At 67.6% G+C, this 25666-nt stretch carries 32 protein-coding genes; 25 read left to right on the forward strand and 7 right to left on the reverse strand.

Translation table 11 applies throughout. The features are described 5' to 3' along the window. Window positions 1-38 precede the first annotated feature (38 nt). The 7 genes from purM (at window position 39) to AC5P7S_RS06870 (ending at window position 4961) form a co-directional block, all read left to right on the forward strand. Window positions 39-1097 (forward strand): phosphoribosylformylglycinamidine cyclo-ligase, encoded by a 1059-nt coding sequence (gene purM / locus AC5P7S_RS06840; RefSeq protein ID WP_095376999.1) that lies wholly within the window; start codon window positions 39-41, stop codon window positions 1095-1097. 21 nt (window positions 1098-1118) lie between these two features. Continuing rightward, a complete protein-coding gene (locus AC5P7S_RS06845; RefSeq protein ID WP_061480736.1) occupies window positions 1119-1607 on the forward strand; it encodes a hypothetical protein in 489 nt (162 codons plus the stop codon). Then, window positions 1604-2026 (forward strand): hypothetical protein, encoded by a 423-nt coding sequence (locus tag AC5P7S_RS06850; protein WP_005415569.1) that lies wholly within the window; start codon window positions 1604-1606, stop codon window positions 2024-2026. Before AC5P7S_RS06845 ends, AC5P7S_RS06850 begins: the two co-directional genes overlap by 4 nt. Before the next feature lie 39 nt (window positions 2027-2065). Continuing rightward, the gene (locus AC5P7S_RS06855) at window positions 2066-2728 is read left to right on the forward strand and encodes a DUF2238 domain-containing protein (RefSeq protein WP_005415568.1); all 663 of its coding nucleotides are present in this window, start codon (window positions 2066-2068) and stop codon (window positions 2726-2728) included. Beyond that, the gene (purN, locus tag AC5P7S_RS06860; RefSeq protein WP_065185831.1) at window positions 2725-3384 is read left to right on the forward strand and encodes a phosphoribosylglycinamide formyltransferase; all 660 of its coding nucleotides are present in this window, start codon (window positions 2725-2727) and stop codon (window positions 3382-3384) included. The genes AC5P7S_RS06855 and purN overlap by 4 nt, the downstream gene beginning before the upstream one ends. Before the next feature lie 69 nt (window positions 3385-3453). After that, entirely contained in the window at window positions 3454-4275 is an 822-nt protein-coding gene (locus tag AC5P7S_RS06865) for a DUF3108 domain-containing protein (RefSeq protein ID WP_095377000.1), read from the forward strand. A gap of 2 nt (window positions 4276-4277) precedes the next feature. Continuing rightward, window positions 4278-4961 (forward strand): DUF3108 domain-containing protein, encoded by a 684-nt coding sequence (locus tag AC5P7S_RS06870; protein WP_065177940.1) that lies wholly within the window; start codon window positions 4278-4280, stop codon window positions 4959-4961. A gap of 122 nt (window positions 4962-5083) precedes the next feature. Here AC5P7S_RS06870 and AC5P7S_RS06875 read toward each other — a convergent pair whose 3' ends face one another. The 3 genes from AC5P7S_RS06875 to AC5P7S_RS06885 are packed head-to-tail and all read right to left on the reverse strand — an operon-like array spanning window position 5084 to window position 6921. Further along, complete coding sequence (locus AC5P7S_RS06875; protein ID WP_053500219.1) at window positions 5084-5401, reverse strand: hypothetical protein; 318 nt, start codon at window positions 5399-5401, stop codon at window positions 5084-5086. Further along, on the reverse strand, window positions 5398-6669 hold the full coding sequence (murA, locus tag AC5P7S_RS06880; protein ID WP_065185828.1) for a UDP-N-acetylglucosamine 1-carboxyvinyltransferase: 1272 nt from the start codon (window positions 6667-6669) through the stop codon (window positions 5398-5400). The genes AC5P7S_RS06875 and murA overlap by 4 nt, the downstream gene beginning before the upstream one ends. A 21-nt stretch (window positions 6670-6690) precedes the next feature. Next, on the reverse strand, window positions 6691-6921 hold the full coding sequence (locus tag AC5P7S_RS06885; protein WP_005408396.1) for a BolA family protein: 231 nt from the start codon (window positions 6919-6921) through the stop codon (window positions 6691-6693). Between the two features lie 54 nt (window positions 6922-6975). Here AC5P7S_RS06885 and AC5P7S_RS06890 point away from each other — a divergent pair, with 54 nt between their 5' ends. From AC5P7S_RS06890 to AC5P7S_RS06965, 16 genes are all read left to right on the forward strand, one after another. Next, entirely contained in the window at window positions 6976-7977 is a 1002-nt protein-coding gene (locus tag AC5P7S_RS06890) for a KpsF/GutQ family sugar-phosphate isomerase (RefSeq protein ID WP_005415562.1), read from the forward strand. A 66-nt stretch (window positions 7978-8043) separates the two neighbouring features. After that, window positions 8044-8592, forward strand: coding sequence for a KdsC family phosphatase (locus tag AC5P7S_RS06895; protein WP_065177942.1), 549 nt, complete (start codon window positions 8044-8046; stop codon window positions 8590-8592). Continuing rightward, window positions 8589-9164 (forward strand): LPS export ABC transporter periplasmic protein LptC, encoded by a 576-nt coding sequence (gene lptC, locus AC5P7S_RS06900; RefSeq protein WP_095377001.1) that lies wholly within the window; start codon window positions 8589-8591, stop codon window positions 9162-9164. The genes AC5P7S_RS06895 and lptC overlap by 4 nt, the downstream gene beginning before the upstream one ends. Window positions 9165-9265: 101 nt before the next feature. Then, the gene (gene lptA / locus AC5P7S_RS06905; protein ID WP_095377002.1) at window positions 9266-9832 is read left to right on the forward strand and encodes a lipopolysaccharide transport periplasmic protein LptA; all 567 of its coding nucleotides are present in this window, start codon (window positions 9266-9268) and stop codon (window positions 9830-9832) included. Next, complete coding sequence (gene lptB, locus AC5P7S_RS06910; protein WP_005415558.1) at window positions 9832-10551, forward strand: LPS export ABC transporter ATP-binding protein; 720 nt, start codon at window positions 9832-9834, stop codon at window positions 10549-10551. The genes lptA and lptB overlap by 1 nt, the downstream gene beginning before the upstream one ends. A 40-nt stretch (window positions 10552-10591) precedes the next feature. Beyond that, window positions 10592-12013, forward strand: coding sequence for an RNA polymerase factor sigma-54 (locus tag AC5P7S_RS06915; protein ID WP_095377003.1), 1422 nt, complete (start codon window positions 10592-10594; stop codon window positions 12011-12013). Window positions 12014-12071: 58 nt separating this feature from the next. Continuing rightward, window positions 12072-12389 carry a ribosome hibernation-promoting factor, HPF/YfiA family gene (gene hpf / locus AC5P7S_RS06920; RefSeq protein WP_005415556.1) on the forward strand — a complete coding sequence of 106 codons (318 nt, stop codon included), beginning with the start codon at window positions 12072-12074 and terminating at the stop codon, window positions 12387-12389. A gap of 21 nt (window positions 12390-12410) precedes the next feature. Further along, window positions 12411-12863, forward strand: a complete 453-nt coding sequence (locus tag AC5P7S_RS06925) for a PTS sugar transporter subunit IIA (RefSeq protein ID WP_095377004.1) — start codon at window positions 12411-12413, stop codon at window positions 12861-12863. After that, the gene (hprK, locus tag AC5P7S_RS06930; RefSeq protein ID WP_005408388.1) at window positions 12860-13810 is read left to right on the forward strand and encodes an HPr(Ser) kinase/phosphatase; all 951 of its coding nucleotides are present in this window, start codon (window positions 12860-12862) and stop codon (window positions 13808-13810) included. Before AC5P7S_RS06925 ends, hprK begins: the two co-directional genes overlap by 4 nt. A 27-nt stretch (window positions 13811-13837) precedes the next feature. Further along, window positions 13838-14722, forward strand: coding sequence for an RNase adapter RapZ (gene rapZ, locus AC5P7S_RS06935; RefSeq protein WP_005415554.1), 885 nt, complete (start codon window positions 13838-13840; stop codon window positions 14720-14722). A 424-nt stretch (window positions 14723-15146) separates the two neighbouring features. Continuing rightward, window positions 15147-15539: a PTS sugar transporter subunit IIA gene (locus AC5P7S_RS06940; protein WP_005408386.1), complete on the forward strand. Its 393-nt coding sequence runs from the start codon at window positions 15147-15149 to the stop codon at window positions 15537-15539. Beyond that, window positions 15532-15801, forward strand: coding sequence for an HPr family phosphocarrier protein (locus tag AC5P7S_RS06945; RefSeq protein ID WP_005408385.1), 270 nt, complete (start codon window positions 15532-15534; stop codon window positions 15799-15801). Before AC5P7S_RS06940 ends, AC5P7S_RS06945 begins: the two co-directional genes overlap by 8 nt. Before the next feature lie 2 nt (window positions 15802-15803). Continuing rightward, on the forward strand, window positions 15804-17573 hold the full coding sequence (gene ptsP, locus AC5P7S_RS06950) for a phosphoenolpyruvate--protein phosphotransferase (protein WP_049430201.1): 1770 nt from the start codon (window positions 15804-15806) through the stop codon (window positions 17571-17573). A gap of 271 nt (window positions 17574-17844) precedes the next feature. Next, on the forward strand, window positions 17845-19206 hold the full coding sequence (gene mgtE / locus AC5P7S_RS06955) for a magnesium transporter (RefSeq protein WP_005415552.1): 1362 nt from the start codon (window positions 17845-17847) through the stop codon (window positions 19204-19206). A gap of 105 nt (window positions 19207-19311) precedes the next feature. Then, a complete protein-coding gene (locus AC5P7S_RS06960; protein WP_005415551.1) occupies window positions 19312-19578 on the forward strand; it encodes a hypothetical protein in 267 nt (88 codons plus the stop codon). A gap of 71 nt (window positions 19579-19649) precedes the next feature. After that, on the forward strand, window positions 19650-20447 hold the full coding sequence (locus AC5P7S_RS06965; RefSeq protein WP_095377005.1) for a carboxylesterase family protein: 798 nt from the start codon (window positions 19650-19652) through the stop codon (window positions 20445-20447). A gap of 87 nt (window positions 20448-20534) precedes the next feature. Here the strand turns inward: AC5P7S_RS06965 and AC5P7S_RS06970 are convergent, their stop codons facing one another. From AC5P7S_RS06970 to AC5P7S_RS06985, 4 genes are all read right to left on the reverse strand, one after another. Then, a complete protein-coding gene (locus AC5P7S_RS06970; RefSeq protein WP_095377006.1) occupies window positions 20535-21026 on the reverse strand; it encodes an REP-associated tyrosine transposase in 492 nt (163 codons plus the stop codon). 145 nt (window positions 21027-21171) lie between these two features. Further along, window positions 21172-22122 (reverse strand): aspartate carbamoyltransferase catalytic subunit, encoded by a 951-nt coding sequence (locus AC5P7S_RS06975; protein WP_049410639.1) that lies wholly within the window; start codon window positions 22120-22122, stop codon window positions 21172-21174. A 16-nt stretch (window positions 22123-22138) separates the two neighbouring features. Then, window positions 22139-22633 carry a Holliday junction resolvase RuvX gene (gene ruvX, locus AC5P7S_RS06980; protein WP_005415547.1) on the reverse strand — a complete coding sequence of 165 codons (495 nt, stop codon included), beginning with the start codon at window positions 22631-22633 and terminating at the stop codon, window positions 22139-22141. Beyond that, window positions 22626-23192 (reverse strand): YqgE/AlgH family protein, encoded by a 567-nt coding sequence (locus tag AC5P7S_RS06985; RefSeq protein WP_005415546.1) that lies wholly within the window; start codon window positions 23190-23192, stop codon window positions 22626-22628. The genes ruvX and AC5P7S_RS06985 overlap by 8 nt, the downstream gene beginning before the upstream one ends. Before the next feature lie 91 nt (window positions 23193-23283). Between AC5P7S_RS06985 and AC5P7S_RS06990 the strand changes: the two genes are divergently transcribed. Further along, window positions 23284-25077: a DUF4153 domain-containing protein gene (locus AC5P7S_RS06990; protein ID WP_095377007.1), complete on the forward strand. Its 1794-nt coding sequence runs from the start codon at window positions 23284-23286 to the stop codon at window positions 25075-25077. Then, a complete protein-coding gene (locus AC5P7S_RS06995) occupies window positions 25074-25619 on the forward strand; it encodes a DNA-3-methyladenine glycosylase I (protein WP_072168202.1) in 546 nt (181 codons plus the stop codon). The genes AC5P7S_RS06990 and AC5P7S_RS06995 overlap by 4 nt, the downstream gene beginning before the upstream one ends. Window positions 25620-25666 lie beyond the last annotated feature (47 nt).

Consider the following 25666-nt stretch of genomic DNA (forward strand, 5'->3'; position numbering starts at 1 on the left):
TAAAATCGCCCGTTCAACCCTTGCCAGCGCCGACGCCCGTGACCAACACCCCGTCTTCCGCCCCCTCCCCCCTCACCTACCGTGACGCGGGTGTCGACATCGACGCCGGCAACGCGCTGGTCGAGCGGATCAAGCCCCTGGTCAAGCGCAGCTTCCGCCCGGAAGTGATGGGCGGTCTGGGCGGCTTCGGCGCCCTGTTCGACCTGTCCAACAAGTACCGCGAGCCGGTGCTGGTGTCGGGTACCGACGGCGTGGGCACCAAGCTGAAGCTGGCCCATCAACTGAACCGCCACGATACGATCGGCATCGACCTGGTCGCGATGTGCGTGAACGACGTGCTGGTGCAGGGCGCCGAGCCGCTGTTCTTCCTGGACTACTTCGCCACCGGCAAGCTGGACGTCGATACCGCCGCGGCGGTGGTGGGCGGCATCGCCAACGGCTGCACCGAGGCCGGCTGCGCGCTGATCGGCGGTGAAACCGCTGAAATGCCCGACATGTACGCCCCGGGCGAGTACGATCTGGCCGGCTTCACGGTGGCTGCGGTCGAGAAGAGCGAGCTGAAGGACGGCGCCAGCGTGGCCGCCGGCGACGTGCTGATCGGCATCGCCTCGTCCGGCCCGCATTCCAACGGCTACTCGCTGGTGCGCCGCATCTACGACCGCGCCGGCCGCCCGGCCGATCTGGAACTGGAAGGTGGCGTGAAGCTGGTCGACGCACTGATGGCACCGACCCGCCTGTACGTGAAGCCGATCCTGTCGCTGCTGAAGTCGCACGGCGATGCCATCCACGGCATGGCCCACATCACCGGTGGCGGCCTGACCGAGAACATCATCCGCGTGGTGCCCGATGGCCTCGGCCTGGACATCCAGGCCTCGTCCTGGACCCTGCCGCCAGTGTTCCAGTGGCTGCAGAAGGAAGGCGCGGTCGCCGACAGCGAGATGTGGCGCACCTTCAACTGCGGCATCGGCTTCGTGCTGATCGTGGCAGCGGAGCAGGTCGCTGCCGTGTCCGAGGCGGTCCAAGCCCAGGGCCTGGAGCACTGGACCATCGGCCAGGTGGTCACCGCCGAAGGCGCCGAACGCGTCCGCATCGGCTGAACCCGACCCCGAGGAGCCCGCATGGACGCAACGCCCCCCCTGGCACCCACCCCGGTACCGCCGCCGTTGGCGGCCGTGCCGGTCTTCAGCAGGCAGGACGCCGACCACCTACGCGCGCTGTCCATCGCGCACTATGTGTTCGGTGGCCTGATCGCGCTGCTCTCGCTGTTTTTCATTCTGTACATCGTGCTCGGCATCAGTGCGCTGAGCGGCCATCTGCCGATGAACTCCGGGGGCCAGCCCTCGTCGCCGGCCGAACAGCGCCTGTTCGGCTGGGTGTTCACGGTGCTGGGGACCGTGTTCGTCGCCGGTGGCCTGGGCATGGCCGCATTCGTCATCCAGGCCGGACGCTGCCTGGCCCAGCGTCGTCGCCACCTGCTGTGCCTGATCGTGGCCGGCCTGCTCTGCCTGTGCGCGCCGCTGGGCACCGTTCTGGGGGTATTCACCCTGGTTACGCTGCTGCGCCCGCAGGTCAAGGCCGCCTTCGATGCAAGTGGTGCAACGACATGACGACACCCGGCGCACCACCGCCGCTACCACAGCAGACCCTGGCGCAGCTGCAGCTGGCCAGCCACCTGCAGACGCTGAAGGTGCTGTTCTACGCGCTGGCGGTTTTCCACTGGATGGCCGCGCTGGCGTTCCTCGGTTTCATCGGCCTGGTCGCCAGCTCACGCGGGCTGGCCGATGGCGCGGTACTGGCCACGGTGTACGGGGTCATTTCGCTGTTGGCGGCCGCGCTTGGCGTCGTGCAGCTGCACACCGCACGCCTGCTGTCGCGCCGCACCGGGCTGGCCTGGTGCCAGCGCGCGGCCTGGCTGGCGGTACTGGCTGGCCCGCTGGGCATGGCCCTGACCGCCTATGCCTGGGTGTTTCTGTCCAAGCCTGACATGGCCGCACTGTTCGACCGTGGCGACCATCTCAGCGTCTGAGCTTGCCGGCAGACGCCTCCCTCCCCTGATCGACTCCCCATGTCCGCGCCTGCCCTCTCCACGACCGCCTCGCCTGCCGCTTCCCGTTTCACGGGCCCCAAGAAGCTGGCCTTCGCCGCCGTGCTGGCGGTGTTCGCGATCAGCTGGATCCACCCGCTGTGGCCCACCGAGCAGGCCCTGCACAGCACCCTGACCGTGATCGGGCTGGCCGCACTGCTATGGGTCGACCGCCGGGGTGGCTGGCTGGGCAACGGTGCCTTCATCGCGATCTGCGGCTTCATTGCACTGCACTGCGTGGCTGCGCGCTGGCTGTACTCGAACGTGCCCTACGACGCATGGGCGCAGGCGCTGACCGGCTGGTCGCCGAATGCGGCGTTTGGCTGGCAGCGTAATCATTTCGACCGGCTTATCCACTTCCTGTTCGGCGTCTGCTTCACGCCTGCGCTGCTGCAGCTGGCACGCCATGCCTGGCCGGCGCTGCGCCGCGGCCAGGCTTTCACCCTGGCGGTGATGGCAGTGATGTGCGCCAGCCTGGTCTACGAGTGGTTCGAGTGGGCCATCGCACTGGCCCTTTCGCCCGACGCCGCCGAGGCCTACAACGGGCAGCAGGGCGACATGTGGGACGCCCATGCCGACATGCTGCTGGCGACCGTGGGCAGCCTGCTGAGCTGGCCGTTGATCCGCCGGAGTGCCGCGCAATGACCGCGCCCACCCGCATCGCGGTGCTCGCCTCTGGGCGCGGCAGCAACCTGCAGGCCATCCTCGATGCCATCGCGGCCGGGCGCCTGCCCGCCGAGGTCGTCGGCGTGTTCTCCGACCGCCCGGCCGCCGCCGCGCTGCAACGGGTCGGCGCCAGCCTGCGCTGGGCACATGCGCCGAAGGAATTCGACGACCGCGCCGCCTACGAGCAGGCCTTGGGCGATGCACTGGCCGCGGCCGCGCCGGACTGGATCGTCTGCGCCGGCTACATGCGCATTCTCGGCGCCGCCTTCGTGCAGCGCTTCAATGGCCGCCTGGTCAACATCCACCCCTCCCTGCTGCCACTGCACAAAGGGTTGGATACGCATGCGCGGGCTTTGGACGCCGGCGATGCCGAGCACGGGGCCAGCGTGCATCTGGTCGTTCCCGAACTGGATGCCGGCGCCGTGCTGGCCCAGGTACGGGTACCGGTGATGCCCGGCGATGACGCCGACAGCCTGGCCGCGCGCGTGCTGGCGGTGGAGCATCCCCTGTTGATCGCCACCCTCCAGCTGCTGTGCGCCGGCCGCCTGACTGAACGGGAGGGGCAGCCGCACCTGGACGGTCACCCCCTGTTTAGCCCACTGGCCCTAGATTCCGCCGGGAACCTGAACCGGTAACGCCCACGCACACGCCCCGCTGACTGCGGGGCTGGCATCCTGCCCCCCCTCCTGCAGCTCCTGTCCTCCATGAAGACCACGACCCTGCTGTCCACTTCATTGCTGCTGTCGCTTGTCGTGCTTCCCGGCGTGGGTTGGGGCCAGGTGCAAGCGCCTGCGGCCCCTGCGCAGCCGGCGCCTGCAGTCCAACCGCCTGCGGAACCGGCCGTGCCGATGCCGCCGGCGCTGGCCTGGGAGCCGCCGCTGCTGCAGCCGTTCACCGCGACCTACCAGGCCTTCTACAAAGGCAAGGAGGCCGGCGACGCCAGCATGCAGGTCACCCACACCGGCGGCAACCAGTGGCGGGTGGACATGCAGGTGGTCGGCCGCCGCGGCTTTGCCAGCGTGCTGGGCCTGAACATCGAACAGAGCACGGTGTTCGAAGAGCGCAGCGGCGTCTATGCGCCGCTCAGCCAGAGCACGGTGCGCAAGGGCCTGTTCCTGGGCAAGAAGGCGGTCGGCACGTACAACTGGCAGGCCGGCACCGCGCAGTGGAGCGGCGACGTCAAGAAGGAACGTGCGCAACCGATCCCGCTGCAGCCGGGCGACCAGAGCGCGCTGCTGATCAATCTGGCGATCATGCGTGATGCCCGCCCGGGCGCCACCATGCATTACCGCTACGTGGACATGGGCAAGGTCCGCCAGCACGACTACCAGGCCGCGCCGCAGACCGAGAACGTCGAGGTCGGCGACCTGTCCTACAACGCGCTGCGGGTCTACCGGACCAACGGCGGCAACAACGAAACCATCCTCTGGATCGCCAACGGTGTCCCCACCCCGGTGCGCATCCTGCAACGCGAAGACGGCGAAGACCGCGTCGATCTGCGCCTGATCGAATACCAAGGAGTCTGAGCATGAGCACCCTGACCCGCCCCCTCACCTGGATCGCTGCAGCCGCACTGTCGGTGGCCAGCCTGCCGGCCATGGCCCTGCAGCCATTCAAGGCCGATTACCTGGCCAGCTACATGGGCATGCAGGCCAATGGCAGCATGACGCTGAGCAGCGAGGGAGCCAACAAGTGGCGCTACACGCTGCAGGTGAAGAACCAGCTGGCCGACCTGAGCCAGAGCACCGTGTTCGAAGAGGTGCGCGGCCAGCTGCGCCCGCTCAGCAGCCAGGACCGTTCGGCACTGCTGGTGAAGAAGCGCAATGTGCAGGCCAACTACAACTGGACCAGCAACCAGGCCACCTGGACCGGCGACATCAAGCCGGACCGTGCGGGCCCCATCGCGTTGAAGACGGGCGACATGGACGCGCTGCTGATCAATCTGGCGATCGCCCGCGACCTGGCCGCCGGCAAGCCGCTGACCTATCGCATGGTCGACGAAGGCCGCATCAAGAACATGACCTACCGCGTGGTCGGCAAGGAATCGATCACCGTGGGCGGCAAGAGCTACGAGGCCACCAAGGTCTCGCGTGCCGACGGCAACAAGGAGCTGATCGCCTGGATCGTGCCGGAATTCCCGGTGCCGGCGCGCATGCTGCAGCGTGAGAGCGGCCGCGATGCGCTGGACCTGACCATCAAGGCGATGAACTGAGCGCCCGGGGTCGGATCCCTTCCCAACGGGAAGGGCTCTGACCCCGACAGCGACCCGGCGCCTTCATCCACGCATGGCGTGGATCTACCGTAAAAAAACGCCCGCTTTCGCGGGCGTTGTTCTTACTTCTTTTGCTCGGCCGCGGCCGGCTTGAACTCGGTGCGGCAGTCCACGCGGATCTGCTCGCCGGTGCTGCGCCAGACGAAGGTGCGGCAATGGCGGTTGCCGTCCTGGCTGTCGTTCACCGCGACCGCGTAGAACGATTCGATGATCTCGTCACGCGAGACCGTGCCGTCGCCGTTCCAGTCCATGTCCTTCTGCTCGATGCCCTGGGTGATGGCGATGTTGGCGTACCAGGCATAGCCCAACCACGCCAGCACGATCAGCACCAGGGCCAGCAGCGCCTTGCGGCGCGGGCTGAACTTGCCGCGCAGGATCATGGCACGCGCCGGATGGTGGCGCCGAGCGAAGACAGCTTCTCTTCGATGTTCTCGTAGCCACGATCAAGGTGGTAGATGCGGTCGATGGTGGTCTCGCCGCTGGCCATCAGGCCGGCCAGGATCAGCGAGGCCGAGGCACGCAGGTCGGTGGCCATTACCGGCGCACCGCTCAGGGTCTCGCTGCCACGCACGATGGCGGTGTGGCCTTCGACCTGGATGTCCGCGCCCAGGCGCAGCAGTTCGTTGACGTGCATGAAACGGTTCTCGAAGATCGTTTCGTTGATCACGCCGACGCCGTCGGCCACGCAGTTGAGTGCCATGAACTGCGCCTGCATGTCGGTCGGGAATGCGGGGTACGGCGCGGTGGTCAGGTTGACCGCCTTCGGCCGCTTGCCCTGCATGTCCAGGGTGATGGTGTCTTCGGTGGTCTCGATCTTCGCACCGGCCTCGACCAGCTTGGACAGCACCGCGTCCATGGTGTTCGGGCGCGCACGGTTGACCGTGACCTTGCCGCCGGTCATCGCCGCAGCGACCAGGAAGGTACCGGTTTCGATGCGGTCGGGCAGCACTTCGTGGCGGCCGCCGGACAGGCGCTCGACGCCTTCAATGACCAGGCGGGCAGTGCCCAGGCCTTCGATCTTCGCGCCCAGCGCGATCAGGCAATGCGCCAGATCGGTCACTTCCGGTTCCATCGCGCAGTTGTCGAGGACGGTGGTGCCTTCGGCCAGCACCGCGCCCATCAGCACGTTCTCGGTGCCGGTGACGCTGACCATGTCGAAGGTGAAATGGCCGCCCTTCAGCCGCTTGGCAGTGGCCTTGATGAAGCCGTTCTCGACCACGATCTCGGCACCCAGCGCCTGCAGGCCCTTGATGTGCTGGTCGACCGGACGCGAACCGATCGCGCAGCCGCCGGGCAGCGACACTTCGGCCGCGCCGAAGCGGGCCAGCAGCGGGCCCAGCACCAGGATCGAGGCGCGCATGGTCTTGACCAGCTCGTACGGCGCAACGTGCTGGTTGACCGAACGCGGGTCGACCACGATCGCACTGCCACGCGACAGCGTGCCCTGGTCGATGGTGACCTTGGCACCCAGTTCGCCCAGCAGCTTGACCGTGGTGACCACGTCGTGCAGGTGCGGCACGTTGGTGATCTCCACCGGCTCATCGGCCAGCAGGGTCGCGCAGAGGATGGGGAGGACGGCGTTCTTGGCGCCGGAGATGCTCACTTCACCGTGCAGCGCAGCGCCGCCGGTCACAACGATCTTGGCCATGTATTCGGGATCTTCTGCGGTTCAGCCGGCTTCGGCCGGGGTCACGGTTTTCAGCGCCAGCGCGTGGATCGCGCCGCCCATCAGGTCGCCCAGCGTGGCATAGACCATGCGGTGGCGGGCCAGCGGCATCTTGCCGGCGAACGCCTCGCAGACCACGGTCGCTTCGAAATGCACGCCATCATCGCCCTGCACGTCGGCGCGGGCGCCAGGCAGGCCGGTTTCGATCAGATTGCGGATGGTGTCGGCGTCCAACGGGCTTTCCTAATAAAATGTGCCTCCATTCTACTTCCGCTGCGTGGCGTCCGCATGGCCGAATCCCTGTTGCCCCCCCGTTCCGTCGACCCTGCCGGCCTGGTCGCCAGTGGCCGCCGCGTGTTCGAGATCGAGCGGCAGGCGCTGGATGCCGTCGCCGACCGCCTTGGCGAGGCCTTCCAGCAGGCCTGCGAGGCGATCCTGGCCAGCCGCGGCCGGGTGGTCGCCACCGGCATGGGCAAATCCGGCCACATTGCCCGCAAGATCGCCGCCACCCTGGCCTCCACCGGCACACCGGCGTTCTACGTGCATCCCGGCGAAGCCGGCCACGGCGACCTGGGCATGATCACCGAAGCCGACGTGGTACTGGCCCTGTCCTATTCGGGCGAGTCCGATGAGGTGCTGATGCTGCTGCCTGTGCTCAAGCGCCAGGGCAACGTGCTGATTTCCATGACCGGCCGCCCGCAGTCGAGCCTGGCCACCGCCGCCGACATCCACCTGGATGTAAGCGTGCCGGCCGAGGCCTGCCCGCTGGCGCTGGCGCCGACCTCCAGCACCACCGCCTCGCTGGCGATGGGCGATGCGCTGGCCGTAGCCCTGCTTGACGCACGCGGCTTCACCGCCGACGACTTCGCCCGCTCGCACCCGGCCGGCAGCCTCGGCCGTCGCCTGCTGCTGCACATCACCGATGTCATGCACACCGGCGAGGACCTGCCCAGCGTGGGCGCCGATGCCAGCCTCAGCGAGGCGCTGGTGGAAATGAGCCGCAAGCGCCTCGGCATGACCGCCGTGGTCGACGCCGATGGCGTGCTGATCGGCCTGTTCACCGACGGCGACCTGCGCCGGGCGCTGGACAGCGCGCTGGACGTGCGCACCGCGAAGATCGCCGATGTGATGACCCGCAACCCGCGCACCATCGGTGCCGACCAGCTGGCCGTAGAGGCCGCGCGGCAGATGGAGACCCAGAAAATCAACGGCCTGATCGTGGTCGATGGCCAGGGCCGTGCGGTCGGCGCCCTGAACATTCATGACCTGTTGCGGGCCCGGGTGGTTTAACCGACAGTCCGTAGACCCCATTCAGTCTGTAATGCCCCACCCGCCCCCACCGAGCCTGATCGCCTGATGCCCTGGTCCCCGCTGCCCGCGTTCCCCGCCCACCTGCATGCCGCTGCGGCCCGCGTCCGCCTGGCCTGCTTCGACGTGGACGGTACCCTCACCGACGGTCGGCTGTACTACGACAAGGACGGCAACGAGAGCAAGGCGTACTTCGTGCAGGACGGTCTGGGCCTGAAACTGCTGCAGCAGCACGGCATCCACCCCGTGCTGATCACCGCGCGCAACAGCCAGTCCGCGCTCAAGCGCGGCGCCGACCTCGGCATCGACACCCAGATCGCCGTGGGCGACAAGCTGGCCAGCGTGCAGACGCTGTGCGCACAGCATGGCATCGGCCTGGAGCAGGTGGCCTTCATGGGCGACGACCTGCCGGACCTGGCGCCGCTGGGCGCGGTCGGCCTGGCGGTGGCGCCAGCCAACGCCCACCCGTGGATCGCCGAGCGCGTGCACTGGCAGACCCGCGCCGATGGCGGACGTGGCGCCGCCCGTGAACTGTGCGACATCCTGCTGGCCGCCCAGGGCCATGTGGACGCGGTGCTGGCGAGGTTCGGCGCATGAACCTGCCCACCCTGAACTGGCGCACCGTGCTCGGCATCGGCCTGCTGCTGGCGGCCCTGCTCAGCAGCTGGGCCGCCCTGCGCAACCGCGACAAGGGCCCGGCCACTGCCGGCCAGGACGCCGGCGTGGACTACATCCTGCACGACTTCCAGATCGTCGCGCTGGATGAGCAGGGCAAGGAATCGACCACCCTGCGCGCACCGCGGCTGGAACGCCAGCGTGTTGACCAGACCATCAACATCGCCACCCCACTGTTCGAGATGCCGGACAAGGATGGCAAGCACTGGACCCTGCGCGCCGAGACCGGCTGGCTCAGCGCCAAGGGCGACGAAATGAAACTGCGTGGCAATGTCGCTGGCGACAGCCCGGCCGATCCGGGCGTGGTGCCGACCACGTTCCGCACCGACCACCTGGACGTGTTCCCGAAGGAGAACCGTGCCCGCACCGATGCGCGGGTCACCATGACCCGCCCCGGCATGGAACAGTCCGGCGTCGGCTTCGAGGTGGATTCCAAGAACAACACGTATCATTTCCTCAGCCAGTCCAAGGGCCGTTACACGCCCCGACGCTGATTCCGCCACCCTCCTGCGACGTCCCCGGACCGGCGCAAGGAAGGCGGCCCACCCACCCGCCGCCGGTTTCCCGGACGGCCCCACCGGTAGAACGGACCCCGATGAAGATTCCCTTTGCAGCCGTACTCGCGCTCGGTCTCCTGGTTCCCAGCGCTGCCTTTGCCAAGTCCACCGACCGCAACGAGAACATGAACATCGACTCGGGCGCCCAGTCGGGCGTGCTCACCGGCGATGGCAAGACCGTGCTCTCGCAGGGTGTAACCGTTACCCAGGGCACGCTGGACATCCGCGCGTCCGAAGCAGAGATCTACCTCAAGGACGGCGAGGCCGTGCGTGCGGTATTCACCGGCAAGCAGGCCACGATGAAGCAGCAGCTGGACGATGGCACCTGGATGGACGCGGTGGCCGATCGCATCGACTACGACATCAAGACCGAGATCATCACCCTGACCGGCAACTACAAGGTCACCAGCGCGCGCGGCACCAATGCCGGCCAGCGCATGGTCTACAACACCCGCACCGGGGAGATGAACTCCGGTGGTGATGGCAGCCGTGTGCGCACCGTCATTCCGCCGAAGAACAAGAACGCGGCAGCACAGCCGGCCGCCGCACCCAAGGCAGCGGCTCCGGCCAGCACGCCGGCCAAGCCGGCGGGGAGCAAGAAGTAATGCTCGTCGCCAAGGGCCTGCGCAAGCGCTACAAGCAGCGCGAAGTCGTCAAGGACTTCGGGCTGACCCTCGATGCCGGTGAAGTGGTCGGTTTGCTCGGCCCCAACGGTGCCGGCAAGACCACCTGTTTCTACATGATCGTCGGCCTGGTCGCTGCGGATGCAGGCAGCATCGTGCTCGACGGCAAGGACATCACCAGCGACCCGATGTACACCCGTGCCAAGCAGGGCGTGGGCTACCTGCCGCAGGAGCCGTCGGTGTTCCGCAAGCTGACCGTGGCCGACAACCTCCGCCTGGTGCTTGAACTGCGCGAAGACCTGGATTCGGCCGGCCGCGAACGCGAATTGAACAGCCTGCTCGACGAGCTGCAGCTGGGCCATGTCGCCGACCAGCTCGGTGCCAGCCTGTCCGGTGGCGAACGTCGTCGCTGCGAGATCGCCCGCGCACTGGCCGCGCAGCCGCGCCTGATCCTGCTCGACGAACCGTTTGCCGGTGTCGACCCGATCTCGGTGGGCGAAATCCAGCGCATCGTCACCCATCTCAAGCAGCGTGGCATCGGCGTGCTGATCACCGACCACAACGTGCGCGAGACCTTGGGAATCTGCGACCGCGCGTATATCCTCGCCGAGGGCACCGTGCTGGCCCAGGGCTCGCCGGAGGCGATCCTGGACAACGCTGACGTACGTCGCGTCTACCTTGGGGATTCCTTCAAGCTGTGACCGCAGGTGCTGGGTCCCTTTCCTTCCGTTCGGCACAGGCATGAAGACTCGGCTGCAGACATCGTTGGGACAGCAGCTGGTGCTCACCCCCCAGCTGCAGCAGGCGATCAAGCTGCTGCAGATGTCCACGACCGAGCTGGAGCTTGAAATCGCCCAGGCCGTGGAAAGCAATCCGCTGCTGGACTGGGCCGACAGCAACGACAGCAGTGCCGCCAATGAAGGCGGCGACAACACGGACGCCGACACGCCGGCCGAACGCGCCGACAATGGCGACGACTGGGCACCGGCCGAGCTCGACTGGAGCGCTGCCGGCAGTGGCGGCAGCTTCGACGATGACGACGACAACGGCAGCGCTGCCGAGCGCGTAGCCGAAACCGAAACACTGGCCGACCATCTGCTGTGGCAGCTGCATCTGTCGCATCTGTCCTCGCGTGATCGCAGCATCGGCGCGGCACTGATCAATGCATTGGACGACGACGGGTACCTGCGCGAGCCGCTGGCCACCATCGCTGAAACCCTGTTGCCGGCGATCCACGCCGACGAGGACGAGATCCTCGCCGTGCTGCATCGCATCCAGCGCTTCGATCCGGTGGGTGTGGCTGCACGCACGCTGGGCGAATGCCTGCTGCTGCAGCTGGATGTGCTGGCCGGCGACACGCCCGGCCTGATCCTGGCGCGGCAGATTGCCGCAGGCCCCTTGGAACGGTTGCCGCGCAGCGGCGTCGCCGGGCTTGCCCATGAGTTGAAGCAGCCGCTAGACGAGGTCGAGACTGCCGTGGCGCTGCTGCGCTCGCTGGACCCGCGCCCGGGCACGCAGATCGCACCGCTTTCGCAGGATACCTACGTGGTGCCCGACGTGGTGGTGTGGCGGCAGAACGGCATCTGGCGCGCGGCGCTGGCCGCCCATGCCGGGCCAAAGGTGGTGATCCACCGTGGCTACGAACAGCTGATCCGCCGCTGTGGCGAGGCCGACGCCGGCTACCTGCGTGGCCAGTTGCAGGAGGCGCGCTGGCTGCTGAAGGGCCTGCAGCAGCGCGGTGAAACCCTGCTGCGGGTGGTGCGCAGCCTGATCCACCAGCAGGCCGGTTTCCTCGAGTTCGGCGAACAGGCGCTGCGTCCGCTGACCCTGCGCGAGATCGCCGCCGAACTGGGCCTGCACGAGTCGACGGTGTCGCGCGCGATCGCCCGCAAGCATGTGCGCACGCCGCGCGGCACGCTGCCGCTGCGTGCCTTCTTTGCCTCGGGCATCGATACCGAAGGCGGTGGCGAGGCGTCCAGCACCGCCATCCAGGCGATGATCCGGCGCCTGATCGACGACGAAAACCCGCGCAAGCCGCTTTCTGACGCCAAGCTGGCTGACCTGCTCAAATCGTCGGGAATTCCAGTAGCGCGACGCACCGTGGCGAAGTATCGTGAAGCCATGAACATCTCCGCCTCGCACGAAAGGGTCAGAATCGCTTGACGCGCCGCCGCGCCCGGCGGAGAGGTTCATTGGCACATCCGAACACAGGAGAAACCCGATGCGCATCGAAACGTTTGGCAAAGACGTCGAAGTCACCCCGGCCCTGCAGTCCTATGTGGAGGAGAAGCTGGCCCGGATCGGAAAACACTTCGACCAGCACTGCGAAGCGCGGGTGACCCTCAAGCTGCAGAAGACCGAACACCACGTCGACGCCAGCCTCAACATCCCGGGGCAGACCCTGCACGCCGAGGCCGGCGGCCAGACCATGTATGCCGCGATCGACCTGCTTGCGGACAAGCTTGACCGCCTGGTCATCAAGCACAAGGAGAAAAAACAGCAGCACGCACCGCTGCCGGTGGGCGACAATGGTGGCTGATCGCCACCGTTCCCCGCAGACATGCCCCTGACTGACCTCCTGGCGGCCGTGCAGACCCAGCTCTGCGCGGCCACCGACCGCGACAGCGTCCTGCAGGCCGCCGCCGGGTTGCTGGCCTGCCGCCAGGCCAATGCCGAACAGATCTATCTGAACCTGTGCCAGCGCGAAGCCCTGGGCAGCACCGCGATCGGCCACGGTATCGCCATCCCCCACGGCCGCGCACCGACCCTGGACCGCCCCCGTGGCGCGCTGCTGCGCCTGGCGACCCCGGTCGACTTCGGCGGCGATGAGCCGGTGGACTTGGTGTTCGCGATGGCCGTCCCGGCCCACTACACCCACCAGCACCTGATGCTGCTGTCCGAGCTGGCCGAGCTGTTTTCCGCGCCGGATATCCGCCAGGCCCTGCGTGAAGCCGGCGATGCCCGGTCCCTGCGCGAGGCGCTGGACATGCCCCCACCTGCGAGCGCCGCATGAATACCAGCATCACCGCCCGTGAACTGTTCGAACAGCAGCGCGAGCGGCTGGGGCTGCGCTGGGCCGCAGGCAAATCCGGTGAGAAGCGCGAGCTGGAGGCCGGCAATACGGTCTCGCGGCGTCCCTCGCTGGCCGGCTACCTCAACGCCATCTATCCCAACAAGGTGCAGATCCTGGGCACCGAGGAACTGTCCTGGCTGGATGCGCTGGAACCGCGCCAGCGCTGGGAGACCATCGAAAAGATCATGCAGTCGCACCCGCTTGCGCTGGTGCTGACCCGCAACCAGGCCTGCCCCGAAGACCTGCGCGCCGCCGCCGATGAATCCGGCACGCCGCTGTGGTTGTCGCCCAAGCGCGGCCACGAACTGCTGAACCACCTGTCCTACCACCTGGCGCGCACGCTCGCGCCGAGGGTGATCCTGCACGGCGTGTTCATGGAGATCTATTCCATTGGCGTGCTGATCACCGGTGAGGCCGGGTCGGGCAAGAGCGAGCTGGCACTGGAACTGCTCAGCCGTGGTCACCGCCTGGTCGCCGACGACGCCCCCGAGTTCACCCAGATCGCCCCGGACGTGCTCGACGGCACCTGCCCCGAACTGCTGCAGGACCTGCTGGAAGTGCGCGGCCTGGGCGTGCTGAACGTGCGCGAGATGTTCGGCGACACGGCTGTAAAGAAGAACAAGTACCTTCGGCTGATCGTCCACCTGACCAAGCCGATGACCGAACCCACCCCGCATGGCTACGAGCGCCTGACCGGCGACTCGGGCACCCGCCATGTGCTGGATCTGGACGTTCCGCTGATCACCCTGCCGGTGATGCCCGGCCGCAACCTGGCCGTGCTGACCGAAGCCGCCACCCGCCTGCACATCCTGCGCACCAAGGGCATTGACCCGGCGGCCATGTTCATCGCCCGCCACAGCAACCTGCTGGAACGGCGAACTCCCTGATCCTCCTGCCCCTCGAAGAGCCTGTCCATGAGCACCGCAATCCCCACCGCCCCGACCCTGATCATTGTCAGCGGCCTGTCCGGCTCGGGTAAATCCGTCGCCCTGAAGACCTTCGAGGACCAGGACTACTACTGCTCGGACAACCTGCCGATCCACCTGCTGCCGGACTTCGTGCGCAGCCTGCTGGCCAACCACGACGGCAGCGCACCGCGCCGCCTGGCCGTAGGCATCGATGTCCGCGGCCAGGCCGACCTGAGCCAGCTGGGCGACTGGCGGCAGCTGGCCACCGACGCCGGCGTGGAAGTGAAGGTACTGTTCTTCGAGGCCAGCGACGAAACGGTGCTCAAGCGCTACGCCGACACCCGTCGTCGCCATCCGCTGAGCCAGCTGGGCCTGTCGCTGCCCGAAGCGATCGCCCGCGAGCGCGAGCTGACCGCACCGTTGCGCCGCGAGGCCGATGCGGTGATCGATACCAGCACCCTCAACGTGCACCAGCTTCGGCGGCGGATCATCACCGAGTTCGCGATGGACCATGCCACTGGCCTGTCGCTGCTGTTCGAATCATTCGCCTACAAGCGCGGCGTACCGGCCGAGGCGGACTTCGTGTTCGATGCGCGGGTGCTGCCCAATCCACACTGGGACCCGGACCTGCGCGCGCTGAGCGGCCGCGAACCCGGCGTGCGCGACTACCTGGAAGCGCAGCCGGACGTGCAGCGCTACCTGGCCCAGCTGATGGATTTCCTCGATACGTGGCTGCCGAAACTGGGGGATGGCACCCGCAGCTACGTGACCGTGGCGTTCGGCTGCACCGGCGGCAAGCACCGCTCGGTGTTCCTGGCCGAGCGCATGGCCCGGCACGCCCGCGAGATGGGCTGGCAGGACGTGGCCACCTACCACCGCGAACAGGATTGAGGGTGGTCGGCCGGGCTGCGCCCGGCACCCACCGGTAGTGCCGGCCGCTGGCCGGCAACAGCAACAGCAACAGCAAAAGCAAAAGCGGCATTCCGTGGGATGGCGGGGCGGTGTGGGTAGGCAGGACACGCCGTGAACCCGTCCATGGGGGCTCGATGGCGCCATCCATGGCGCCAACGGTCCTGCCTACCCACACCGCCCCGCCTCTGACAGATTCCGTGCGCTGTTGGTAGGTGTCGACCTTGGTCGACACGATGGATCCACGCCATGCGTGGATGAATCGCTGCCAGGCATCGAAAAACGCATGGGGTCGGATCCCTTTTTCAATGAAAAAGGGCCCCGACCCGAGCAACACTGAATACGGGACACAGTACCCCTCATCTGCTGCTATCGCCGATTCACCTTGACCTGTTAACGTGCAGTAATGACCTGTGGCATTCTCCTCGTAACACATCCCGGGGTCGGGACCGCCCTGCTTGACGTGGCGACCCGGCTCCTGCGGCAGTTGCCGCTGAAAACCGAAGCTTTCGAAGTACCGTTCGACGCAGACCTGGACGCCCTGCTCCCGCTCGCCTCGGCCGCTTTGCGGCGGGTCGATGGAGGTGACGGCGTGCTGATCCTGACCGACCTGTACGGCGCCAGCCCCGCCAACCTTGCCGGGCAGCTGGCCCGGCTGGGGACCCCGGTTCGCCGGGTATCGGCGCTGAGCCTGCCGATGTTGCTGCGGGTGATGAATTATCCGGAACAGGGACTGGATCAACTGCCCGCCACAGCCGCGGCGGGTACCCGTAATGGAGCGATAGTCGACGATGCTTGAACGAGAACTCACCGTCAGCAACCGCCTGGGCCTGCATGCCCGGGCCACCGCCAAGCTGGTGCAGACCCTGGCGCCGTTCCGCTGCAACGTGACCATGGCCGCCAAGGGCCGTGAGATCAACGCCAAGAGCATCATGGGCGTGATGCTGCTGGCCGCCGGCCAGGGCACCCCGGTCACCGTGCGCATCAACGGCGAGGACGAAGCCGCCGCGATGGAAGCGGTGGTCGGCCTGTTCGAACGCCGCTTCGACGAGGACAGCTGAGCGTGCCGCGCGCACGCGCCAGCCAGGTCCCTTCCGGCCAACGGCCGGTACAGCTGCTGGCCGGCCACGGCGCCGCGCGCGGAACGGCGATGGGCCGGGCACGCGTGCGGCTGCCGCATGCGCTGGAGGTGGCCGAGCAGCGCGTGGCCGCCCACCAGGTCGAGGCCGAACTGGCGCGCCTGCACCGGGCGCTGGATGCCGCGCGTACGGAAATGCACGAGCTGCGCCAGCGCCTGCATGGCGCCCTGAACCAGGAAGTAGGCGAGTTCCTCGACCTGCACGCGCTGCTGCTGGACGACCCCGAGCTGCTGTACGGCCTGGACGAGCTGATCCGCAGTGGCCCGTACAGCGCCGGCTATGCCTTGCGCCTGCAGCGCGACCGCCTGGCCAAGGTCTTCGATGGCATGGACGATGCCTATCTGAAGAGCCGCATGGACGATCTCGACCATGTGATCGGGCGCATCCACGCCTTCCTGCAACCCGAACGGCCGTCGGCAGTGAAAGGCCTGGCCGGCGAGATCCTGGTCTGTGACAACATCGCGCCCTCCGAGCTGGCGCAGCTGCAGGCACAGGGCGTAGTCGGCATCGTCACGGCCGCCGGCAGCGCGCTGTCGCACAGCGCGATCCTGGCGCGCAGCCTGCACCTGCCCCTGATCGTCAACGTGCCGCAGCTGCTCAGCCGCATCGCCGATGGCGATGTGCTGATCATCGATGGCGCCGACGGCAGCATCACCGTCAACCCGCAGGCCGACAACCTGCGGGACTACCGCGTCCGGCTGAAGGAACATGCGCGCGAGCAGCGCGAGCTCGGCCGCCTGCGCAGCAAGCCCAGCCGTACCCGCGACCAGGTCGACATTGCCCTGCTGGCCAATGCCGAATCGCTGGAAGACGTGACCCAGGCGCATGCACTGGGCGCGCAGGGGCTCGGCCTGTACCGCACCGAATTCCTGTTCCTGCAGCGCAATGAGCTGCCGGACGAAGAAGAGCAGTTCCAGACCTACCGCGATGCCGCGCTGGGCATGAGCGGGCGGCCGGTCACCATACGCACGCTGGACCTGGGCGCGGACAAGGCCGACCGTACCGGCCTGACCCTGAGCAACGAAGAGAACCCTGCACTCGGCCTGCGCGGGGTGCGCCTGTCGCTGGCACGGCCGAAAGTGGCCGACACCCAGCTGCGCGCGATCCTGCGCGCGTCTGCATACGGCAAGCTGCGCGTACTGGTGCCGATGGTCAGCACCCGCGAGGAGCTGCTGGCCGTGCGCCGGCGCATGCTCAAACTGACCGAACAGCTGCGCGGCGAAGGGCACATGGTGTCCGACCACGTACCGCTGGGCGCGATGATCGAAGTCCCCGCCGCTGCGCTGGCGCTGGAGAGCTTCATCGACCTGGTCGATTTCCTGTCGATCGGCACCAACGATCTGGTGCAGTACCTGCTGGCTGCCGACCGCAACAACGAGGCGCTGGGCGAGTTGTATTCACCGTTGCACCCGGCCGTGCTGCGGCTGCTGCAGATGGTGATCGAGACCGGCGCGCGTCACCGCATCCCGGTGGCGGTCTGCGGCGAGATGGCCGGTGATGCCCGGATGACCCCGCTGCTGCTGGCGCTGGGCCTGAGCGAGTTCAGCCTGCACCCGGGTACGTTGCTGGAGGTACGCCGCGCGATACGCGAAGCCGATCTGGGTGCGCTGCGCGCCCGTGCCCCAAAGTTGCTGGCCGCGCGCGACCGCCGCGCCATCGAACGCTGGCTGGCGCTGGTGGCGGACGCGTCCTGATTTGCGCGCTACGCGCTCGCCTGGCATGGCCCGGCGAAACATGTGGAACCGCTGGCCGCTGGCCCGACGCAGATTCGATCCGCAGAAGCAGCCCCTTGTTGTTCAAGGGGCGCGCCGACAGGCGGGGGATAAGGTTGAATGCGTGGACCCCGGTGGCCGCAGGCCAGCGGGGTATCCGGTGAAACATCGCCTTGCGATAATGACGCGCTGAACACCCCTGTTGCCGCATCCTTGCCGGGATCGCGGCTTTTCTTATCCCGCGGGAGCTGCGATGGCTGAAGCTGTACGCCACGACAAGACTGCGCGCCAACTGCGGATGCTGTCCGATGCACTGGACAGCGGCCGGCTGGGCCCGGTACGTCGCCTGGTCAACACCCTGGCCCCGGCCGAGATCGGCAACCTGCTTGAATCGCTGCCGCCGGGCAAGCGCGAGGTGGTGTGGGGCCTGGTCGATCCTGAAGACGACGGCGAGGTGCTGGTCCACGTCGGCGAGGACGTGCGCGAAAGCCTGCTCGCGGACATGGACCCGGACGAGATCATCGCCGCGGTCGAAGACCTGGACATCGACGATCTGGCCGACCTGGTCGAAGACCTGCCGGATACGGTCATCGATGAAGTCCTCAAGTCGATGGACCGCGAGAACCGCGAGCGGCTGGAACAGGTGTTGTCCTATCCCGAGGACAGCGCCGGCCGCCTGATGAACCCGGACGTGGTGACCGTGCGCGCCGACGTCAACGTCGACGTGGTGCTGCGCTACCTGCGCCTGCGCGGCGAATTGCCTGACCACACCGACCACCTGTTCGTGGTCAGCCGGCGGCACCAGTATCTCGGCCGGGTGTCGCTGGCGGCACTGGTGACCCACGAGGACACCACCCCGATCAACCGCCTGATCGACGACGAGCAGCCGGCCATCGACGTCGGCGAGAGCGACCAGGAAGTGGCACGGCAGTTCTCCGACCATGACTGGATCTCCGCACCGGTGGTGGACGAGAACAACATCCTCGTTGGCCGCATCACCATCGATGACGTGGTCGACATCATCCGCGGCCAGGCCGAGCACCAGGCGCTGGGCGCCGCCGGCCTGGACGAGGACGAGGACCTGTTCAGCCCGGTCTGGCGCGCCATGCGCCGCCGCCTGATGTGGCTGTCGATCAACCTGTGCACGGCCTTCCTGGCCTCCAGCGTGGTCGGCCACTTCGAGGGTACGATCGACAAGCTGGTGGCGCTGGCGGTGCTGATGCCGATCGTGGCCGGCCTCGGCGGCAATGCCGGCACCCAGGTGCTGGCGCTGATGGTGCGCGGCCTGGCATTGGGCCAGGTGGGCGCCTCCAACGCGCGCACGCTGCTGTGGAAGGAAGTGCGGGTGGCCGCGCTCAACGGCCTGCTGCTCGGCTCGATCCTGGGGCTGATCGTGCTGGCCTGGTTCCACTCGCCCGGGCTGTCGGCGGTGATCGCCATCGCGCTGACCTGCAATCTGCTGTTTGCGGCGCTGGCCGGCGTACTGGTGCCGCTGACCCTGAAACGCTTCGGCTTCGACCCGGCGCTGGCCAGTGGCATCTTCCTGACTGCCGTGACCGACTCGATGGGCTTCTTCACCTTCCTCGGCCTGGCCACGCTGGTGCTGCTGCACTGATCCCTGCCGGGCCGGATCCCCGCAACGCGGAGCTCCGACCCACACCAAGACCCAGGGTCGGATCCCCGCAGCGCGGGGCTCTGACCCGATTCCAACTGGACCCTCATGGCCACCACGATCGAAAACTATTTCCAGCCCGGCTGGCGCGACCAGCAGCACACCTGCCCGGCCTGCGAATGGAAGGGCAGCTCGCGTGCCATGGAGATGGAGCTGGACGAGGACGCCACCGAGTACGCCTGTCCGGTCTGCGAAAACCCGTTGCTGGTGGTGCTGCATCCGGACATGGCACAGGTGCAGGCCGCGGCCGCCAGCGGCAATGCCGAAGCGCAGGAACAGCTGGACATCATCGCCAGCTTTCCGCGCCCGCAGTGATGCGGCGCATGATGCCGCATTGACCTGCGGCGGACTAGGATGCGGCTGAACCCACCGCTCCTGGAACGTCAATGGTCCGTACGATGATGCGCTGGCTGCCGATGCTGGCGATCCTGATGATGGCCGGCTGCGCCTCGCAGCCGGACAGCGCGCGCGGCCACTTCGAATCGCGTGCGGTGAAAGTGGATGGCCGTACCGCCTATTACCAGGTGTTCATTCCGGCCACCGCGGCGCGCACGCCTGGCGCACTGCCGGTGGTGCTGTTCCTGCATGGATCCGGCGAGCGTGGCGGCGACGGCGTCAAGCAGACCCATGCCGGGCTGGGGCCGCACCTGCGCAGGCACGCGGCCGACTTCCCCGCGTTGGCCGTATTCCCGCAGGTGCCGGGCCGCCAGGAATGGAGCGGGCGCAACAACCGCGTTGCGCTGGCCGCCCTGGACGCCACCATCGCCGAGTTCGGTGCCGATCCCTCGCGGCAGTACTTGACCGGGATGTCGATGGGCGGCTATGGCAGCTGGAACATCGCGCTGGATGACCCCGGCCGCTTCGCCGCGATCGTGCCGGTATGCGGCGCGGTGCTGGCGCCGCGCGCGGTGCGTCCGACCCTGTTCGTCGAACAGGTGGCCCAGGAATCCGATCCGTATGCCGTGATCGCCAAGCGGCTTCGGCACACACCGATCTGGATCTTCCATGGTGCGCTGGATGACGTGGTGCCGCCGGACGACGACCGCAAGCTGCACGCCGCCTTCCAAAGCGCCGCTGCACGCGACGTGCGCTACACCGAGTACCCGGAGGGCAACCACAATGCCTGGGACGCCACCTACGCGGACCCGGCGATGTGGGCATGGCTGTTCGCGCAGAAGCGCTGAACCGCGGCTTCTGCTGGGAAACATCTGTTGGTGGATACCTACCGTTGGTCGGCTTGGGTATGGGTGGGTGCCGACCGTTGGTCGGCACTATCTCTCCGCTTCGGGGTAATCCACTGCTTGGTACCTCCCATCAATCTCCCATCGGCACCAGGCATACGGATACTCTCCCACGCAGCTCGCCAAGTTCGCCCTGACCGGGTTGGCGACGATGTACATCGCATGGCGAAACAGTGATTCTTCAGAACGAATGGCGTGATCGTGATAGCTCGATTGCCAAAATGGTCCTGTCTTGCCCAGCATGCGGTTGATCCGCAATGCACTGCTCGATTTGAAGCGTTGCATGATGTAGTCCAGCGAGAACGCACGGATCTCCACAAGCCAATGGATGTGGTCCGGCATGACCACATGGGCAAGTGAGTGCGTCAGGCCCTCATCATCAATGCGACGGAACACATCCATCACCTCCTGTGCCACAGTGGCATCATCGAAGCAGCGTCGACGTTCCTGGGTGACGGTGGTCAGGATGCAGGATTGCCCGATCCGGGAATGGCGGCCAAGGCGTAGGCGTGCGCGGTTCATGGGCCCAAGCGTGCGCCTGCCGGTATCTCTCTTCTATCGGGCAACACGTCAATACAGGTAGGCCCGAAACCATTCAATGGCCAGGCCCGCACTTCACCGCACTGATGGTTCAGTGCCGACCAACGGTCGGCACCCACCAAAGTGGTCAGCCCAGCAAGGTTTCCAGCACGGCCATGCGCACCGCGACGCCGTTGGCGACCTGGCGCAGCACCCACGATTGCGGGCCATCGGCCACGTCGTCGGTCACTTCCACGCCGCGGTTGATCGGCCCCGGGTGCAGTACCGCAGCGTCCTTGCCGGCACGCGCCAGGCGCTCGCGGGTCAGGCCGTACTGCGCGTGGTACTGCTCCAGCGACGGCACCAGGCCTTCTTCCATGCGCTCGCGCTGCAGGCGCAGCATCATCAGCGCGTCGACGCCTTCCAGCATCGCGTCGAAATCATCGCCGACCACGCAGCCCTTCAGGGTCTCATCATCCGGCAGCAGCGACTGCGGGCCGCACACGCGGATCTCGCCCACGCCCAGCGTGCGCAGCGCATGCAGGTCGGTGCGGGCCACGCGCGAGTGCTTCACGTCGCCGACGATCACCACTTTGAGCTTCGAGAAATCCGGGCCCTTGGCCTGGCGCAGGGTCAGCATGTCGAGCAGGCCCTGGGTCGGGTGCGAGCTGCGGCCGTCGCCGGCATTGATCAGCGCGGTGCCCTCGCCCGCAGCGTCGGCAAGCGCGGCCACGGCGCCGTCATCGGGGTGGCGCACCACGAAGCCGCGCACGCCCATCGCTTCCAGGTTGCGCAGCGTGTCGCAGGCGGTTTCGCCCTTGCGCGTGGACGAGGTCGAGGCATCGAAGTTCAGCACATCGGCCCCGAGGCGCTGCGCGGCCAGCTGGAACGAGCTGCGGGTGCGCGTGGACGGCTCGAAGAACAGCGTGCACACCGCCGAACCAGCCAGCACGTGGCGCTTGTTGCCGACACGGCCGACTGCGGCGTCGCGGATCTGCCCTGCCCGATCGAGCAACTGCAGCAGGGTTTCGCGCGGCAGGCCCTCCAGGGTCAGCAGGTGGCGCAGGCGTCCGGAGGCATCGATTTGCTGGGCAGTCATGGCGGGAGTCGTGCAGTCAGGGAATGGGGGTGGCGTCGTCGGGGGACGACAGCCAGCGGTCGATGATCACCGCCGCGGCCACGGCGTCGAGGGCGGCCGCATCACGGCGACGCTTGCGCCCTTCGGCGCGCTCGACGGCGAAACGGCGGGCAGCCTCGACCGAGCTGGAACGCTCGTCGATCATCACCACCGGCAGCTTGAAGCGCTCCCGCAGCTGGCGGGCAAAGCCCTGCGCACGCTTGCGGTTGGGCTGGTCCTGGCCGTCCAGGGTCAGCGGGTCGCCGACCACCAGGCCGTCGGGCTTCCATTCCTTGAGCAGGCGTTCGATCGCGGTCCAGTCCGGGCCGTTGCCGTGCACATCGACCACCGCCACCGCGCGCGCATGGGCGGCGAAAGCACTGCCGATGGCCACGCCGATGCGTCGCGAGCCAACATCGAAACCCAGAACGGTGCCGTCACGGCGGATCGCCGGGGCTGCAGGAACCGGTGCGGGCGCGGCCGGCTCAGACATGGCCGCTGTAGTCGGTCAGCCGGAACAGATCCACGCCGATGCGCGAAGCCGCCCCCTGCCAGCGCTGCTCCAGCGGCAGCTGGAACACCAGCTCGGCATCGGCCGGCACGGTCAGCCAGCTGTTCTCGGACAGCTCGGTTTCCAGCTGCCCTGCACCCCAACCGGCACAGCCGAGGGTGACCACGGCATTGGCCGGGCCTTCGCCGCGCGCCATCGCTTCGAGGATGTCGCGCGAGGTGGTCAGGTACAGGCCGTGGCCCACGGTCAGGCTGGAATCCCACGCGCGCGCGTCGTCATGGATGACGAAGCCGCGCTCGGGATGCACCGGGCCGCCATTGAGCACCATGCGCGCCTGCAGCTCGCCATCACCGGTGGTGATGTCCATCTGCGCGAGCACTTCACCCAGCGTGTATTCGGAAGGCTGGTTGACCAGCACGCCCATCGCCCCGTTCTCGTCGTGCTGGCAGATCAGCGCGACGCTGCGGGCAAAGGTCGCGTCGAGCAGCGACGGCAGCGCGACGAGCAGGTGATCGGCAAGGGAGGTCGGCATTACAGGCATGGGCCCATTCTACCTGCTGGGGGCGGGATGGTCGCGCGATGGCGCCGAACCACGATGGGCTAGGATGGTGCTTTGCCACGGAAGGTCATTGATGCCGTCTTCATCGCCCTTGACCCTGCCGGCACGCAGCGCCATCGTCCTGCTTGCCCTGCTGCAGGGCCTGATGCTGTATGCCGCGCAGGAGCTGTCCGATGCGTGGCCGTTCCGCGATATCGGCTGGCGCTATTGCTGGTACGCCTGGGTGCTGGCCATTCCCAGCGCAGTGGCGCTGAGCCTGGTGGAACTGGGCCAGCGCCGCCTGTGGCTGCAGGCCGTGCTTGGCTCGACGGTGGTGCTGGCGCTGGCCGCCTGGATCGGATGGAACCTCACTGGCGAGGCAGCACTGGAATCGGGCGCACTGCAGTTTCCGTTGACCCTGGGCATGGCCGTGGCGGTGTTCGTGGCCCTGCCCTGGTGGCAGTTCCAGCTGCAGCATGGGCACTGGCGCGCCAGCTACCCCGAGTTGTTCGAGCGCGCCTGGCAGAACGGTTTGACCCTGGCCCTGGCGGCGCTGTTCACCGGGCTGACCTGGCTGCTGCTGTGGCTGTGGGCAGCGCTGTTCCAACTGCTGGACGTGAATGTCTTCCGCGACCTGTTCCGGCAGGACGCTTTCATCGCACTGGCCACCGGCAGCCTGGCCGGGTTCGGCGTGCTGATCGGGCGCACCCAGCACCGCGCGATCCAGATCACCCGCCAGGTGCTGTTCGCGATCTGCCGCGGGCTGCTGCCGCTGCTGTCGTTCATCGCCGTATTGTTCGTGCTGAGCCTGCCGCTTACCGGGCTGGAGCCGCTGTGGAAGACCCGTTCGGCCGCCAGCCTGCTGGTGGTGGTGTCGCTGCTGCTGGTGACGTTCACCAATGCGGTCTACCAGCAGGGGGAAGACAGTGTCTCCTACCCTCTGGTGCTGCGCAGGCTGGTCGAAGCCAGCCTGCTGACACTGCCAGTTTACGCCGCGCTGGCACTGTATGCATTGGGCCTGCGCGTGGCGCAGTACGGCTGGACCCTGGATCGCTTCTGGGCGGTGCTCGTCGCATTGGCCGTGGCCGGCTATGCCCTGGGCTATGCGCTGGCGGTACTGCGTCGCCAGGGCCGCTGGCTGCAGGCGCTGGAACCGGTCAACCGCTGGATGTGCTGGGCGGTGCTGGCACTGGCACTGCTGGGCAACTCGCCGCTGCTGGATCCGGTGCGGCTGACCCTGTCCAGCCAGCTGGCGCGCCTGCGTGCGGATCCGCCGGCGATCACCAGCAGCGACGTCAACGTGCTGCGCTTCGATCTGGGGCGCCGTGGCGTGCGGGCGCTGCGCGAACTGCAGCGCGATCCGGCCATCACCGCCGATGCCAACGCGCCACAGGTGATCGCTGCTGCACTGGCACGCACCTCACGCTGGGACGACGGCCATCGCCTCGACAAGGGGCCGCAGGACGTCGCCGCGCTTCAGCGCGCGCTGAAGCTGGCCAAGGGATCCAGTTCGCCACCGGACGACTGGTGGAAAGCACTGGCCACCCGATCGATCAATGGCGAATCCTGCGCCCAGAGCGAGCGCGACTGCCTGATCGTGCATCGCGACCTGGACGGCGATGGTACCGGCGAGGTGCTGCTGTGCGAGCTGAACACCCACCGTGGACCGGACTGCGTACTGTACGCACGTGGCAAGGATTCGCAGTGGCGCCGGGCCGGTGCGCTGTTCGGCACCGTCAGCGGCCAGGCCGAGACGATCAACCAGGCCCTGCGTGACGGCAGACTCACGCTCATTCCACCGCGCTGGCCGATGCTGTCCATCGGCGGGCACCCTGCGGTGGCCATCGATCCCGAATCCGAATCCGATTCCAACGAGCCTTCCCCATGAGCGGCTACTGCCTCATCGCCCCGGGCCATCCGGTGCACGACTATTACCACGCCAACGAGTACGGCTTCCCGCAGCGTGACGAGCGCGAGCTGTTCGAGCGACTGGTGCTGGAAATCAACCAGGCCGGCCTGAGCTGGGAAACGATCCTGAAGAAGCGCGAGGGCTTCCGCGCGGCCTACGACGGCTTCGATGTGGACCGCGTGGCCGCGTATGCCGAGCAGGACATCGAGCGCCTGCTGTCGGACGCGGGCATCATCCGCAACCGCCTGAAGGTGCTGGCGGCGATCCACAACGCGCAGGTGATTCAGCAGCTGCGGGCCAGCCATGGCAGCTTCGCGGCGTGGCTGGATGCACACCACCCGCGCAGCAAGGCCGACTGGGTGAAGCTGTTCAAGAAGACCTTCCGCTTCACCGGCGGCGAGATCACCGGCGAATTCCTGATGAGCCTGGGCTACCTGCCCGGTGCGCACGCCGAGGATTGCCCGGTGCATGCGCGGCTGCTGATGCTGTCGCCGCCGTGGTTGAAGGCCGCCGCCCGCTGATGGATATCCGCCGGGCATGGCCCGGCGCTGCCATGCATGGGTTCCGG

The organism is Stenotrophomonas sp. YJH_SMC_32 (assembly GCF_059369975.1).